At 63.1% G+C, this 14,365-nt stretch carries 12 protein-coding genes; 3 read left to right on the top strand and 9 right to left on the bottom strand.

Going from position 1 to position 14,365, the window contains the following annotated elements; all coding sequences use genetic code 11:
- Positions 1–131 precede the first annotated feature (131 nt).
- The 6 genes from IB235_RS15095 to IB235_RS15070 form a co-directional block, all read right to left on the bottom strand.
- Positions 132–1,013 (bottom strand): carbohydrate ABC transporter permease, encoded by an 882-nt coding sequence (locus IB235_RS15095; RefSeq protein ID WP_225612337.1) that lies wholly within the window; start codon positions 1,011–1,013, stop codon positions 132–134.
- On the bottom strand, positions 1,013–1,939 hold the full coding sequence (locus IB235_RS15090) for a carbohydrate ABC transporter permease (protein WP_155039066.1): 927 nt from the start codon (positions 1,937–1,939) through the stop codon (positions 1,013–1,015). The genes IB235_RS15095 and IB235_RS15090 overlap by 1 nt, the downstream gene beginning before the upstream one ends.
- 50 nt (positions 1,940–1,989) lie before the next feature.
- Positions 1,990–3,303: an ABC transporter substrate-binding protein gene (locus IB235_RS15085; protein WP_155039067.1), complete on the bottom strand. Its 1,314-nt coding sequence runs from the start codon at positions 3,301–3,303 to the stop codon at positions 1,990–1,992.
- Positions 3,304–3,394: 91 nt separating this feature from the next.
- Entirely contained in the window at positions 3,395–4,441 is a 1,047-nt protein-coding gene (locus IB235_RS15080; RefSeq protein ID WP_192337392.1) for an ABC transporter ATP-binding protein, read from the bottom strand.
- Between the two features lie 129 nt (positions 4,442–4,570).
- Positions 4,571–5,467, bottom strand: coding sequence for a sugar kinase (locus tag IB235_RS15075; protein ID WP_192337391.1), 897 nt, complete (start codon positions 5,465–5,467; stop codon positions 4,571–4,573).
- Between the two features lie 114 nt (positions 5,468–5,581).
- Positions 5,582–7,024 (bottom strand): aldehyde dehydrogenase family protein, encoded by a 1,443-nt coding sequence (locus IB235_RS15070; RefSeq protein ID WP_225612356.1) that lies wholly within the window; start codon positions 7,022–7,024, stop codon positions 5,582–5,584.
- Between the two features lie 134 nt (positions 7,025–7,158).
- On the opposite strand from IB235_RS15070, the gene IB235_RS15065 reads away from it, so the two are divergent.
- Together IB235_RS15065 and IB235_RS15060 are read left to right on the top strand one after the other, a co-directional pair.
- Complete coding sequence (locus tag IB235_RS15065; RefSeq protein WP_192337389.1) at positions 7,159–7,551, top strand: VOC family protein; 393 nt, start codon at positions 7,159–7,161, stop codon at positions 7,549–7,551.
- A 78-nt stretch (positions 7,552–7,629) separates the two neighbouring features.
- Entirely contained in the window at positions 7,630–8,286 is a 657-nt protein-coding gene (locus IB235_RS15060; protein ID WP_192337388.1) for a redoxin domain-containing protein, read from the top strand.
- Between the two features lie 142 nt (positions 8,287–8,428).
- On the opposite strand, the gene IB235_RS15055 is transcribed toward IB235_RS15060, so the two are convergent.
- Positions 8,429–9,211: a hypothetical protein gene (locus IB235_RS15055; RefSeq protein WP_192337387.1), complete on the bottom strand. Its 783-nt coding sequence runs from the start codon at positions 9,209–9,211 to the stop codon at positions 8,429–8,431.
- A gap of 171 nt (positions 9,212–9,382) precedes the next feature.
- Here IB235_RS15055 and IB235_RS15050 point away from each other — a divergent pair, with 171 nt between their 5' ends.
- A complete protein-coding gene (locus IB235_RS15050) occupies positions 9,383–10,285 on the top strand; it encodes a glycosyltransferase family A protein (protein ID WP_192337386.1) in 903 nt (300 codons plus the stop codon).
- Between the two features lie 66 nt (positions 10,286–10,351).
- Here the strand turns inward: IB235_RS15050 and pnp are convergent, their stop codons facing one another.
- A complete protein-coding gene (gene pnp, locus IB235_RS15045; protein WP_192337385.1) occupies positions 10,352–12,496 on the bottom strand; it encodes a polyribonucleotide nucleotidyltransferase in 2,145 nt (714 codons plus the stop codon).
- A gap of 233 nt (positions 12,497–12,729) precedes the next feature.
- The gene (putP, locus tag IB235_RS15040; protein ID WP_155039075.1) at positions 12,730–14,175 is read right to left on the bottom strand and encodes a sodium/proline symporter PutP; all 1,446 of its coding nucleotides are present in this window, start codon (positions 14,173–14,175) and stop codon (positions 12,730–12,732) included.
- Between the last annotated feature and the right edge of the window lie 190 nt (positions 14,176–14,365).

Below are 14,365 nucleotides of genomic sequence, written 5' to 3'. Positions count from 1 at the left end.
GCTGTCTGCCCCCGGACCCCCGAGGATATTTAAGCAAGAAAGACCAAAGGCGGCCGCTATCAAGCAGGTCGCCTTCTTTCTTGTCCAAATATCCCGGAGGAGTCCGAAGGACGGGGGCAGAGCCCCCACCCTTACTCCTTCACCGCGCCTGTCATCGAGCTGACGTAGTAATCCACGAAGAACGAGTAGAGGATCACCACGGGCAGCGAACCCAGCAGCGCCCCGCTCATCAACGCGCCCCATTCATAGATGTCACCCCGCACCAATTCGGTCAGGACGCCCACCGGAATCGTCTTGTTTTCCGAACTGGAGATGAAGGTCAGGGCGTAGATGAATTCGTTCCAGGACAGCGTGAAGGCAAAGATGCCGGCCGAGATCAGCCCCGGCACTGCCAGCGGCAGCACGATCTTGGTCAGGATCTGCCAACGCGTCGCACCATCGACCAGTGCCGATTCCTCAAGCTCATAGGGGATCGAGCGGAAATAGCCCATCAGCAGCCAGGTGCAGAACGGGATCAGGAAGGTCGGATAGGTCAGGATCAGCGCCAGCTTGGAATCGAAGATGCCGATCTGGAAGACGATCACCGACAGTGGAATGAACAGGATCGACGGCGGCACCAAATAGGCGAGAAAGATCAGAAGCCCGGTGACACGTGCGCCGCGAAAGCGCAGCCGTTCGATGGCATAGGCGGCAAAGACCGAGGCCAGCAACGACAGGAAGGTCGAGCAGACCGCCACGATCAGTGTGTTCCACAGCCAGCCGGGATAGCTGGTCTCGAACAGCAGGTATTTGATGTGATCAAGCGTCGGACCGACCACCCAGAACGGGCTGTGGTTCTGGTAGTCGGTCAGCTGGGCGTTCGGCTTCACCGCCGTGACCGCCATCCAGTAGAACGGGAACAGCAGCACGAAGATGAAGCAGGCCAGCGGCAGCCAGACCAGAAAGATCTTGCGGCCCCGACTTTCGAACTGGTCCAGGCCTTCGTGGTCGTCGGTCACGGTCTGGTCAGCCATCAGTCTGCTCCCTGCTGCCATTTGCGGCGCTGAAGGCCGAAGAAGCTGAATAGGATCGCTGCCAGCAGGAAGGGGATCATGGCGACCGCGATGGCCGCGCCCTCGCCCAGTTGGCCGCCGGGAATGGCGCGCTGGAAGGACAGCGTCGCCATCAGATGCGTCGCGTTCACCGGCCCGCCGCGGGTCAGCACATAGATCAGCTGGAAATCGGTGAAAGTGAACAGCACCGAGAAGGTCATCACCACCGCGATGATCGGCGTCAGCAGCGGCAGGGTCACCCGGCGGAAGCGCTGCCACGGGGTCGCCCCGTCAATGGCCGCAGCCTCATTCAGGGATTGCGGAATGGTCTGCAACCCGGCCAGCAGCGAGATCGCGACAAAGGGAATCCCGCGCCACACATTCGCCGCCATCACCGACAGCCGCGCGTTCCACGGATCGCCAAGGAAGTTGATCGGCTGGCTGATGATGCCCCATTTCATCAGCACCCAGCTGATGATCGAGAATTGTGAATCGAAGATCCACCAGAAGGCCAGCGCCGACAGCACCGTCGGCACGACCCATGGCAGCAGGATGATGGCCCGGAAGAAGTTCTTGCAGGGGAGGTGCCGGTTCAGCAGCAGCGCCAACCACAGGCCCAGCCCAAATTTCAGCACCGAGGCAACAATGGTGTAGAAAAGCGTGTTGAAGACCGACAGCCAGAAGACCGGATCATCCATCAGCCAGGCGTAGTTTTCCAGCCCGATCCATTGTCCGGCGCGACCGATCCGCGCGTCGGTAAAGCCCAGCCAGACGCCCAGGCCCAGCGGATAGGTCAGGAAGCACAGCAGGAACGCCGCCGCGGGCAGCATGAACAATAGGCCAAGGCCATTGCGGCTTTCGACAAAGCGTCGCCAGAAAGAGGCGCGCGGTTCGGGCACGGGGGGCATGTTCCTCTCCTTCCGTCAGGAAGGGGGCGCCCGAAGGCGCCCCGATGCGATCAGCGGTAATAGCGCGCGATGCGGCGCTCGGCATTGGCGATGGCTTCCTCGGTCGTGCGCTGACCGGTGACGGCCTCGGCGAACATGTCGACAAGGACGTAATCGGCCATTACGCCCGCCGATGCCGGACCCAGTTTCCCGGCATAGCCATTGGCACGCAGCGATTCCGAGGCTTTGGCATAGGGCGCGTGGATCGGGTTCGAGGTCCAGACCGGGTTATTCGCGAACCCCTTCAGTGCCTGACAGCAATAGGCGCTGGCGCCGGTCAGCCAAGCGTTCATCTGCTCGGGCTGATACATGAACTCCAGATAGGCCTTGGCGGCATTCGGGAACTTGCAATGCTGGAAGATCGAGATGGTCGAGGTCTGGTGCAGTTCGACCGACTTGCCGACCGGGCCGATCGGCAGGTTGCCGGTGCGCAGATCCTCGGCAATCGCCTTGGTCGCCTCTTCCTTGCGGGCCGCGTAGTACAGCGACACGCCATTCGCCGTCAGCGAGATGTCACCCGACAGGAAGGCACGGTTGTTGTTGATATCAAGCCAGCTTTCCGTTCCCGGCACGAAGACCGCGTAAAGCTTCTTGGCATATTCGATCGCCGCAGCGGTTTCGGGGCTGTTGATCGCGACCTCGCCCGCCTCGTTGACGGTCTGGCCGCCGTGGCTCCACAGCAGCCAATGCGCGAAGTTGTTGCCGTCGCCCACCGCCTTACCAAAGGGAAAGCCTGCCGGCGTACCCTTTTCCTTGAGCGCTGTGCAAAGCGCCAGAAACCCTTCGGTATCCTTGGGGAACTCGTCGAAACCGGCGGCCTTCATATGGCTTTCGCGGTAGCAAACGGCGTTGCCGATGGCGCAAAGCGGGGTCGAGATGAACTTGCCATCCTGCTCGCCATAGGCGCGCAGCCCGTCATACCAGCCGCCGTTCTTTTCGCCCAGCATGGTGCAAAGGTCGGTCACGTCGACCAGTTTGTCGGGATACTGGAAGGGGTCGTCGAACCAGCTCATCACCATGTCGGGGCCGGAACCCACATTGGCGGCGACGGCGGCTTTCGGGCGGACATCCTCCCAGCTTTCCTGGTCGATGCGGACCTCGACGCCGGTGGCCTTGGTGAAGGCTGCGGTATTGGCGTTCCACGCCTCTTCCTCGCCCTTGACGAAGGGCACCCAGCGCAGCAGGCGCAGACTGGCGCCCTCTTCGGGGGTGAAGGTCATGCCCCCCGTTTGCGCCATGGCGGGGCGGATGAAGGGGCTGGTCAACACGGCGCCGGCTGCCAGCGCGGCGCCGCCCTGCAAGAGCTTTCTGCGGTCGATGGACATTGCTTAACTCCTCCCAAAGTGCAATGCGGCCGTTTCGCGGCCCGTTATACCCGCCCCGAAGCCGGGACGGGGCCAGTCAATCCGTCACCTGTCAGTCCGTCAGGCGCACCCCGCTATCGGCGTCGAAAAGGTGGATGCCGGCAGGGTCGATGGTGACATGGATCACCTCGCCCGGACGGGCGGTCACGCGGTCGCGGAAGACGCAGGTCACGGGCTCGCCGCCCAGCTTTCCGGCGACATAGGTTTCCGCCCCGGTGGGTTCGGTGACTTCGATCGTCAGGGGAATGTCGCCGCCAAGGGTGATCGCCTCGGGGCGGACGCCATAGATCAGCTTGCGGCCCTCGGGTGCGCGCGGGGTCGGCAGGCGCTGGCCGTCACCGGCGACAAAGCTGCCACCCTCGGCCCGGCCGGGGATCATGTTCATCGCCGGGCTGCCGATGAAGCCTGCCACGAACAGGTTGGCGGGCCGGTCATAAAGATCCAGCGGCGCGCCGATCTGTTCCACCCGCCCGTCATGCATGACCACGATCTTGTCGGCCATGGTCATGGCCTCGATCTGGTCATGGGTGACATAGACGGTCGTGGTCTTCAGCCGGTTATGCAGGTTCTTGATCTCGGTCCGCATCGAGACGCGGAGCTTCGCATCCAGATTCGACAGCGGCTCGTCGAACAGGAAAACCTGCGGATCGCGGACAATGGCCCGGCCCATGGCAACACGTTGGCGCTGACCGCCCGACAATTGCCGCGGGTAGCGATCCAGCAGATGCGCAAGCCCAAGGATCTGGGCGGCGGGCTTCACCTTTTCCTCGATCTCGGCCCGGCCGGCGCCCTTGAGCTTCAGCGAGAAGCCCATGTTTTCGGCCACGGTCAGATGCGGGTAAAGCGCATAGTTCTGGAACACCATGGCGATGTCGCGATCCTTTGGCGGCAGGTCATTCACGACCCTTTCGCCGATCAGGATCTCGCCCGAGGTGATATGTTCCAGCCCCGCCAGCATGCGCAGCAAGGTCGACTTGCCGCAGCCCGAGGGGCCGACCAGAACGACGAACTCCCCTTCGTCGATATCGACCGAGACGCCATGCATCACCTCGACCGCGCCATAGGATTTCTTGATATCCCGGATCGTCACCGAGGCCATGCGATCCCTCCTCCCAAAGGTATCCATTGGGAGGAAGGCTGGCAGGAAGCCCTGCATCAAGCAAGCATTTTGTTGGGGATGCGCGAAAAGGCCTAGTCGGCCACGCCCATCGCCCAATGTATACGCTGTTTAACGCAGCGCCTCGTGCGGGATCAGCGCGCCGGGATGGCAGATGACGCGGGCAGCGGTCGCATGGCCGCGCGCGACCGCGCCCGCCATGTCCATTCCGGCCAGTCGCGCCGAGAGATAACCGCCATTGAAGCTGTCCCCGGCACCGGTCGTATCGACAGGTTGCAGACGCTCGCCGCAGGGCAGGTCCAGCCAATCGCCATCGGGGGTGTGACCCAGCATGTCGCCGCCGCCATTCTTGACCAGAATCTCGGTGACACCTGCCTCAAGATAGCGGTCGGCGGTCTGGCGCGGGCTTTCGTCGCCGAAATACTGCGCCTCTTCGTCGAAACTGGGCAGGGCGATGTCGGCCACGGCCGCGCCCTTCATGATCCAGTCGCGCATGTCCTCGGCGCCCGGCCACAGGCGCAGGCGCATGTTGCTGTCAAAGGCCACGCGGCCCGGTGCTGCCGCCAGTGCCGCCAACAGCGCCTGACGGCGGTCCGGTGTCAGAATCGCCAGCGTGATCCCCGAGAAATAGATCAGGTCTGCGCCGTGAAAGCAGCGGGCCAGATGGTCGATGTCATCGGCCAGACAACGCGCCGCCGAACTGTCGCGCCAATAGGTAAAGCTGCGCTCGCCATCCTTCAGGTCGATCATGTACAGGCCCGGCGCACGGGTCGGATGGCGAGTGATGCAATCGGTGCCGATTCCGGCCCCCGCGAAGAAATCCAGCATCTTGCCGGAAATCCCGTCCTGACCGACGCAGGTCAGGTAATCGACTTGCGCGTCAGCGGGCATCAGGGCGCGCAGGTACCATGCGGTGTTGAAGGTGTCGCCCGCAAAGGCCTGACGCCAGAGCCCCTGCCCCGCGCCCGACAATTCGACCATGCATTCGCCTACCGAAACAACCCGCATCGCATCCCCCTGTCACCTGCGAGGCGCAACTTAGCGGGAACGCCCGAAATGAAAAGGGCCGCCGGTCATCCGGCGGCCCCTCTCGGCAGGATTGCGGCGGATTATGCGCGCCGATCAGGCGTCGACGTCCCAGCCGCTGATCTGCTTGCTGTCCATGAACTCTTCCAGCCCCCAGACGCCGCCTTCACGCGCCCGGCCCGAGGCCTTGACCCCGCCAAAGGCCGAGCCCTTGCCACGGCCTTGGCCGTTCATCTCGACCATGCCGGCGCGCAGCTGGCGGGCCAGACGGTTGCGGCGGGTGCCGTCCTGGGTCTGCACGTAGTTGGTCAGGCCGTAGACGGTGTCATTGGCGATGGCGACGGCCTCTTCTTCGGTATCGAAGGGGATGATCGCCAGCACCGGGCCAAAGATTTCCTGACGCGCGATGGTCATGTCATTATTCACATCGGCAAAGACCGTCGGGCGGACGTAATAGCCGCGATTGACGCCCTCGGGCAGGCCGGGACCACCGGCGACGACGCGCGCGCCCTCATCGATGCCCGCCTGAATCAGGTCCTGGATCTTGTCCCATTGCAGCTTGGAAACCACCGGGCCGATATGACGGCCGGACTGGTGGGCAGTCGCCACCGCGGTTTCCTCGGCGACCTTGCGGGCCTGCTCGACCGCAGTCTCATAGAACGAGCGCTCGACCAGCATCCGGGTCGGCGCGTTGCAGGATTGGCCGCTGTTGTAGAACACATGCCGCACACCGCGCGTCACCGCCTTTTCATCGGCATCGGCAAAGACCAGGTTCGCGCCCTTGCCGCCCAGTTCCAGCGCCACTTTCTTGACCGTATCGGCAGCCGCCTTGGTGATGGCGATGCCGGCGCGGGTCGAGCCGGTGAAGCTGATCATCTCGACATCGGGATGGGTCGAAAGCTGGGTGCCGACACCCAGACCGTCGCCGTTCACCATGTTGAAGACGCCGGCGGGTAGCCCGGCCTCATCCACGATTTCCGCGAACAGGATCGAGGACAGCGGCGCGATTTCGCTGGGTTTCAGCACCACGGTATTGCCGGTCAGAATCGCCGGGATCACCTTCAGCGTGACCTGGTTCATCGGCCAGTTCCACGGCGTGATCAGGCCGATGACGCCGATCGGCTCCCATGCGACCATGGCATTCGGGGCATGCGGGCCCAGCGGGCGGATGAATTCGAATTCGCGGAAGGCGTCGATGAAGGTCTGGATGTGGCTGACGCCGCAGCCCGCCTGATCCTCGATCGCCATGTCATGGGGGGCACCCATTTCATCCTCGATGGCCTGACCCATCTCGGCCTGACGGCGCACATAGATCTCAAGGATCTTCTCGACATGGGCCAGCCGTTCCGCCGGGGACGTGGCCGACCATGCCGGGAAGGCAGCCTTGGCCGCCGCCACTGCCGCATCGGTATCGGCCTGCGCACCCAGAGAGATCACCGCGACCGAATCTTCCGTCGAGGGGTCGATCACCTCAAGGTCATTGGGGACGCTCGGGGCGACCCATGCACCGTTGATGTAGAATTTCCGCTTGTCTGCCAGTTCGCTCATGAGCGGACTCCCTTTCTGTTCTGGGCCGTAACCTGCCACCGTGCCCGACGCGGTGCAAGCTTGCGGGACTCGCCAAGTCGCAGGATCGCGGGCAAGGTGGGGCGACCAGCCAGAGAGAGGGGCTCATGCTGCGCACCATTCATCATGCGGCCATCATCTGCTCGGACTATCCGCGCGCGCGCGCTTTCTATACAGAAATCCTCGGGTTGCGGATCGTGGCCGAGAACCACCGGATCGCGCGGGATTCGTGGAAGCTGGATCTTGCACTTCCGGGTGGCGGCCAGATCGAGCTGTTTTCCTTCCCCGATCCCCCGCCGCGCCCGAGCCGACCCGAGGCATGCGGCCTGCGCCATCTGGCCTTTACGGTCAGCGATCTGGATGCCGCCTGTGCGCGACTGGCCCGGCACGGGGTTCAGGTCGAGCCGGTCAGGACCGATGAATTCACCGGCCGTCGTTTCACCTTCTTTGCCGATCCGGACGGACTGCCGCTGGAGCTTTACGAGATTCCCGAAAATTAACACGATGAAATAAATCGTGTTTTCAACCGCCTCGGCCTCGCATATCGTGTGGCCGCGACCCAACCGAAAGGATCAGAAATGTCCCTGCGCATCAATGACATCGCCCCCGATTTCGCGGCCGACTCGACCGAGGGGCAGATCAGCTTCCATGACTGGATCGGCGACAGCTACGCCATCCTTTTCTCGCATCCGCGCGACTTCACCCCGGTTTGCACCACCGAGTTCAGCGCCGTCGCGCAACTGGTTCCCGAATTCGAATCCCGCAACACCAAGGTTCTGGGCGTCTCGGTCGATTCGGCGGCAGATCATGCCAAATGGAAGGCCGACATCGAGAAAGTCGCGGGCGTCCCGGCGAACTTTGCCATCATCGACGACACTGCGCTGAACGTGGCCAAGGCCTATGACATGTTGCCCGCCGATTACTACCTGCCGACCGAGGGCCGCACCCCGGCGCATTCGGCGACCGTGCGCACCGTCTTCATCATCGGCCCGGACAAGAAGGTCCGCCTGACCATGACCTATCCGATGTCGGTCGGCCGCAATTTCGCCGAGATCCTGCGGGCGCTGGACGCCGTGCGCAAGACTGACGGTGTGCCGCTGGCGACCCCGGCGAACTGGGTTCCCGGTCAGGACGTGATCGTGGCGCTGGCGCTGGACGACGCGGCCGCCGAAGCGAAATACGGCGCGCTGGACAAGAAGCTGCCCTATCTGCGCTTCGCCAAGGACCCGGCCTGATCCGGTCAAAGGCCGCCGCAAGGCGGCCTTTTTCTTTGCCTAACGCCCGGCAAAGCGCATCCGGATATCCGTTCTCGGCCACCTCGCGACACAACTTACGCAGGTAATGGGCAATCGCGGTCATGCTGGCAGTGCGCCGGGACTATCGCCCCACGTCCATCTCGGCGCGCAGCCGCGCCATGGCGGCCTCGACCTGTTCGCCGAGCACCACATGACGTCCCCTGCCTCGCGCCGCATCGACCAGATCGGCCAGCAAAAGCGCCTCACGCGCGGGGTCGTGATGCCCGATTCCGGCGACGCGCTGCCGTGCCTCATCGTCGGTGCCAAGCTCGGCCTCATAGCCGACGTTGTAGCACGTGGTGAAAAAAGTGAAGCCGACGATGGCCAATTCCTGCACTGGGGCGCGCAGGAAGAAATCCGCGCAGATCAGCCCCGAGGTCGGGCTGGCGCCGCCCAGATCTCGCTGCAGATCGCGGTATCGCTCCCACGGGATATGCCGCAAGGCCTGCCGGGGAAAGCATCGCGCCGCAATCAGGGTTTGCAGGAAGGCCCCCTTGGTCGGTGTGCGATGCACGAGCACCTGAACCCCCGCCGCCTCCAGCGCCGCCGCTGTGACCGGGCGGGTATCCGAGGTCAGCGAATGGAACAGCACGTCGCAGCGCCGGGCCGCCTGCCCCAGTGCCGGGATTGGCATGTCCAAGCCGTTGTTCAACCGAACGAAAACGTCAAAGCGTGCCGGATCGAGACAGGCCAGATCCTCGCCCACGGTTCGCGCGGGTCCCAAAATCAGCACGCGCAGGCCCTGAAAATCCGCGGCATTCAGCTGATATTCCGGCCCCAGCCTGCGCCGCAGCAGTTTGATCACCGGCGACCTGAGAAAGCCCGGCATCCGGCTGACGATCGAAAGAGCAAGCTTGCCCGGCATGGTTCATTCCGCCCAACTGCGCGTGTCGCGGCATGCCCATGCCATGCCTTGTCACGTGGCGGAAGGCAAGGAACTCGTTCCGTGCCCCGTCACACCTGCCCGAAACCAGCTTCCGCCTATATCCCGCAAGCGATATGAGCAAATACAACTGAACCAGCGCGCGGAAATGCCGTGAACCGTCCCACCATCATTACCCTGTCGACCATCCCGCCGCGCTTTGGCCTGCTTGGGCCGACGCTGGATTCGCTGTTGCGGCAAAAGCTGCCCGCACAGCAGATCCTGTTGCAGATCCCGAAAAGCTATCGGCGCTTTACCGATTGGGACGGGCGCCTGCCCGATGTGCCGACCGGAGTGACCATCAGCCGATGCGAGGCCGATCTGGGCCCCGCCACCAAGATCCTGCCCGCCTGCCGCGAATTCGCCGGGCAGGATGTGGACCTGCTGTTCTGCGACGATGACAAGATCTACGACCGCGACTGGCATGCGCGGCTGAAAAAGGCCCGTGCGGAACATCCCGATGCCTGCATCGTCGAGGCCGGCGACAGCCTGCCCGACATCGCCGACAGCGCCCGACCCGCGGACCGGCTGCCGCGCGCAGCCCGCTGGAGCAAGAAGCCGCTGTCCTATCGCATCAAGCGCGTGTTGTCGTTGTTCACGATCAAGTCGCCGATCTATGCCTCCAGCGGCTTTGTCGATGTGCTGGGCGGTCATGGCGGCGTCATGGTCAAGCCGGACTGGTTCGGCCCCGAGGCATGGGACATTCCTCCGGTGCTGTGGACCGTCGATGATCCGTGGCTGTCCGGCCATCTGGAACGACAGGGCATTCCGATCTGGCTTCTGGCCAAAGTCAGTCGCATGCGCGTTTCGCGCGCTGGCGGCGTCGATGCCCTGCATGATCTGGTCGAAATGGACCATGGCCGGGTCGAGGCCGATATTGCCGCGATCGACTACATGCGCCGCCATTACGGGATCTGGCAGCCGGGCGGTACGCCGATTCCGCCCGCCTCATGGATGAGCAACACCATGCGCCGGATCTCCAGACGCGCGCTGGAGGCGGGCGACAAACAAGGCTGAGGCACGGGCCCAAATGCAAAAGGCCCCGTCGATTGACGGGGCCTTTCCTTTAGCAGATCGCGCCGATTACTCGGCGTTTTCTTCTTTCTTCTCGGGGGCGATTTCCTCGCCGGTCTCTTGGTCGACCATCTTCATGCCCAGACGGACTTTGCCGCGGTCATCGAAGCCCAGCAGCTTGACCTTCACTTCTTGACCCTCTTTGAGGATCTCGTTCGGGTGGGTCAGACGCTTGTTGGCGATCTGGGACACGTGGACCAGACCGTCGCGCTTGCCGAAGAAGTTCACGAAGGCGCCGAAATCGACCAGTTTCACGACCTTGCCGATATAGACCTTGCCTTCTTCCGGCTCGGCCACGATCGAATAGATCATGTCATAGGCTTTCTTGATCGAGTCGGCATTGGCCGAAGCGATCTTGATCACGCCGTCGTCGTTGATGTCGACTTTGGCACCCGAGGTTTCCACGATCTCGCGGATGACCTTGCCGCCCGAGCCGATCACTTCACGGATCTTGTCGGTCGGGATGGTCATGGTCTCGATGCGCGGAGCATGAGCCGAGAATTCGCGGCGGCCTTCGGTCAGGGCATGGGCCATCTCGCCCAGGATGTGCATCCGGCCGTCCTTGGCTTGCGCCAAAGCCTGCTCCATGATCGCCGGCGTGATGCCCGCAACCTTGATGTCCATCTGCAGCGAGGTGATGCCGTTTTCCGTACCGGCAACCTTGAAGTCCATGTCGCCGAGGTGATCCTCGTCGCCCAGAATGTCGGTCAGAACCGCGTATTTGCCGTCATCCTCAAGGATCAGGCCCATCGCGACGCCAGCAACCGGAGCTTTCAGCGGAACGCCCGCATCCATCATCGACAGCGAGCCGCCGCAGACCGAAGCCATGGACGACGAGCCGTTCGATTCCGTGATCTCGGAAACGACGCGGATGGTATAGGGGAAGTCGGTCGCAGCCGGCAGCACGGCTTGCAGCGCACGCCATGCCAGTTTGCCATGGCCGATCTCGCGACGACCGGGCGAACCAACGCGGCCCACTTCGCCGACCGAGTAGGGCGGGAAGTTATAGTGCAGCAGGAAGTTCGAGCGGAAGTTGCCGTGCAGCGCGTCGATGATCTGTTCGTCATCGCCGGTGCCCAGCGTGGTCACGACCAGCGCCTGCGTTTCACCACGGGTGAACAGCGACGAGCCGTGGGTGCGCGGCAGGATGCCGACTTCGCTGTCGATGGCGCGAACGGTCTTGGTGTCGCGGCCGTCGATGCGGGCACCACCATTGATGATGTCACCGCGCAGAATGCCCGATTCCAGCTTCTTCAGCGCCGAACCAAGGTTCGCATCGGCCAGTTCTTCTTCGCTCAGGCCAGCCTTGACAGCAGCTTTTGCGGCGCCAACAGCGTCCTGACGGTCGCTTTTGTCTTTGATCGCATAGGCGGCGCGCATATCGGCCTCGCCCAGCGATTTCACACGGGCGTAAAGCGCGCTGTAATCGGGCGATTGGAAGTCGAAGGGCTCTTTTGCGGCGGCTTCTGCCATGTCGATGATCAGGTCGATCACCGGCTGCATTGCCTCATGGCCGAATTTCACGGCGCCCAGCATTTCTTCCTCGGTCAGCTCATAGGCTTCCGATTCGACCATCATCACGGCGTCTTTGGTGCCGGCGACAACCAGATCCAGACGCTGTTCCGGGTTGTTGCGCAGCTGGTCCATGTCCTGAACTTCGGGGTTCAGCACATATTCGCCATTCGAGAAGCCGACGCGGGCAGCGCCGATCGGGCCCATGAACGGAACGCCCGAGAGCGTCAGCGCGGCCGAGGCAGCGATCATCGCGACAATGTCGGGATCGTTGACCAGATCGTGCGACAGCACGGTGCACATGACCAGAACTTCATGCTTGAAGCCGGCGGCAAACAGCGGGCGGCAGGGACGGTCGATCAGACGCGCGGTCAGCGTCTCTTTCTCGGTCGGGCGCGCTTCACGCTTGAAGAAACCGCCCGGCACTTTGCCGGCGGCATAGTATTTCTCTTGGTAGTGGACCGTCAGCGGGAAGAAGTCCTGCCCCGGCTTCGGCTCTTTGGCGAAAGTGACGTTGGCCATGACGCTGGTTTCGCCAAGCGTGGCGATGACCGTACCGTCGGCCTGACGGGCAACCTTGCCCGTTTCCAGCGTGAGAGTTTCCTCGCCCCACTGGATCGATTTTTTCACTTCATCAAACATCTGATTTCCTCTGGGCGACGCCAGCCCTCTGGTCGCGCCCGTGTCATATGGCGGCCCCATTGCCGCCTGCCCCTATCCTTCGCATGTGCCCCGAGGCATGGGCGGCACGTCACAGATGCGCGGGGCATACAGCAAAACATGGGTTTTGGAAAGTGTCTTGCAGGTTGGCAACCCGGATGCGCAAAGGCCCGCCCCGTTTCGGGGGCGGGCCTTATTATCGAAGTCAAACCGGCTCAGGCCAGTTTCTGATGGCGGTATTCGCCCTGATCGGCGGTCGCCATGCTGACCGCGACAATGGCAAGGAACGAGGCGATGAAGCCCGGAACGATCTCATAGATGGTGCTGCTCAGCCCCATGGCGATCCATGCGATGACGGTCACCGCACCGACGATCAGGCCCGCGACGGCACCCGCGCCGGTCATCCGTTTCCAGGTCAGCGACAGCACGATCAGCGGACCAAAGGCCGCGCCGAAACCGGCCCATGCGTTCGCGACCAGACCCAGCACCTCTGACTCGGGGTCGGCAGCGATGATCAGCGCCACGACGCCTACGGCCAGAACGGCCAGACGGCCGATATTGACCAACTCGCGTTCGGATGCGTCACGCTTCATCAGCGCGTGGTAGATGTCCTCGGTCAGCGACGAGGACGCGACCAGAAGCTGGCTCGACACGGTGGACATGATCGCAGCCAGCAGCGCCGCATACAGGAACCCGGTCACCAGCGGATGGAACAGCAGGTCCGACAGCAGGATGAAGATGGTCTCGGGGTCAGCCACCTCAAGCCCGGTGCGCAGCGCATAGGCGCGACCAAAGACGCCGACCGCCAGCGCACCCGCAAGCGACACGATCATCCACGACATGCCGATCCGGCGCGCCGCCGGAACGTCCTTGACGCTGCGGATCGCCATGAAGCGCACGATGATATGCGGCTGCCCGAAATAGCCCAGACCCCAGGCCATGGCCGAGATCCAGCCGATCGCCGTCACACCCTTGGACAGAGAGAAGAACTCGGGATCGATCGCGGTCACCCGCGCGGCCGCCTCAGAAGCGCTCGACCCGTCCGAGGTCAGGATGACGATAGGCATGATGACCAGCGCCAGCATCATGATGCAGCCCTGCACGAAGTCGGTCAGGCTGACCGCAAGGAAGCCCCCGATCACCGTATAGACCAGCACGATGCCCAGCGTCAGCGAAATCCCGACCATGTAATCGCCGCCAAAGGCGCTGGCGAACAGCTTGCCGCCGCCGACAAGGCCCGAAGCGGTGTAGACCGCAAAGAACACCACGATGATGATGGCCGAAACCATGCGCAGCAGGCGCTCGGTGCTGGGGAACCGCTTGCCGAGGAAGCCCGGAATGGTCAGGCTGTCATAGAATTCGGTCTGCTCGCGCAGACGCGGCGCGACGATCAGCCAGTTGGCCCATGCGCCCAGCACAAGGCCAACGCCGATCCAAGCCTGCGACAGACCCGCGACGAACAGCGCGCCGGGCAGACCCAGCAGCAACCAGCCGCTCATGTCGGACGCCCCGGCCGACAGTGCCGTCACCGACGGCCCCAGATCGCGGCCACCCAGGATGTATTCTTCGGAATTCGATGTCGACTTGCGCCAGGCATAGACACCGATTGCAATCATCAGCAGGAAATAAGCCGATAGGCTGATCCACACTCCCATTTGCATGCGCGCTTCCCCTTTTTGAACAAGGGCGCGCCTTTTTCACGATTTCGGCATTCGCGAAAGCGAAAACGGGCCGGCCGGGCGGGCAAAACAGGCAAATGGTCAGATCGTCCATCAGCCCCCTCGAAAAAATCCGAAAATCAGCCAGAATCGCGGATTTTAGACGAATCCGATTTCGGCCTTCCGGGCCGGA

The organism is Paracoccus sp. PAR01, assembly GCF_014851995.1.
Classification (GTDB): Bacteria; Pseudomonadota; Alphaproteobacteria; order Rhodobacterales; family Rhodobacteraceae; genus Paracoccus; species Paracoccus litorisediminis.
This window is presented reverse-complemented; position numbering and strand designations above follow the sequence as displayed.

Bases quoted from the DNA above. Each gene is read 5' to 3' on its own strand.
- IB235_RS15075 (WP_192337391.1), bottom strand. From the start codon at position 5,467: ATGCGGGTTGTTTCGGTAGGCGAATGCATGGTCGAATTGTCGGGCGCG.
- IB235_RS15065 (WP_192337389.1), top strand. From the start codon at position 7,159: ATGCTGCGCACCATTCATCATGCGGCCATCATCTGCTCGGACTATCCG.
- IB235_RS15090 (WP_155039066.1), bottom strand. From the start codon at position 1,939: ATGCCCCCCGTGCCCGAACCGCGCGCCTCTTTCTGGCGACGCTTTGTC.
- IB235_RS15095 (WP_225612337.1), bottom strand. From the start codon at position 1,013: ATGGCTGACCAGACCGTGACCGACGACCACGAAGGCCTGGACCAGTTC.
- IB235_RS15055 (WP_192337387.1), bottom strand. From the start codon at position 9,211: ATGCCGGGCAAGCTTGCTCTTTCGATCGTCAGCCGGATGCCGGGCTTT.
- pnp (WP_192337385.1), bottom strand. From the start codon at position 12,496: ATGTTTGATGAAGTGAAAAAATCGATCCAGTGGGGCGAGGAAACTCTC.
- IB235_RS15060 (WP_192337388.1), top strand. From the start codon at position 7,630: ATGTCCCTGCGCATCAATGACATCGCCCCCGATTTCGCGGCCGACTCG.
- IB235_RS15080 (WP_192337392.1), bottom strand. From the start codon at position 4,441: ATGGCCTCGGTGACGATCCGGGATATCAAGAAATCCTATGGCGCGGTC.
- IB235_RS15085 (WP_155039067.1), bottom strand. From the start codon at position 3,303: ATGTCCATCGACCGCAGAAAGCTCTTGCAGGGCGGCGCCGCGCTGGCA.
- putP (WP_155039075.1), bottom strand. From the start codon at position 14,175: ATGCAAATGGGAGTGTGGATCAGCCTATCGGCTTATTTCCTGCTGATG.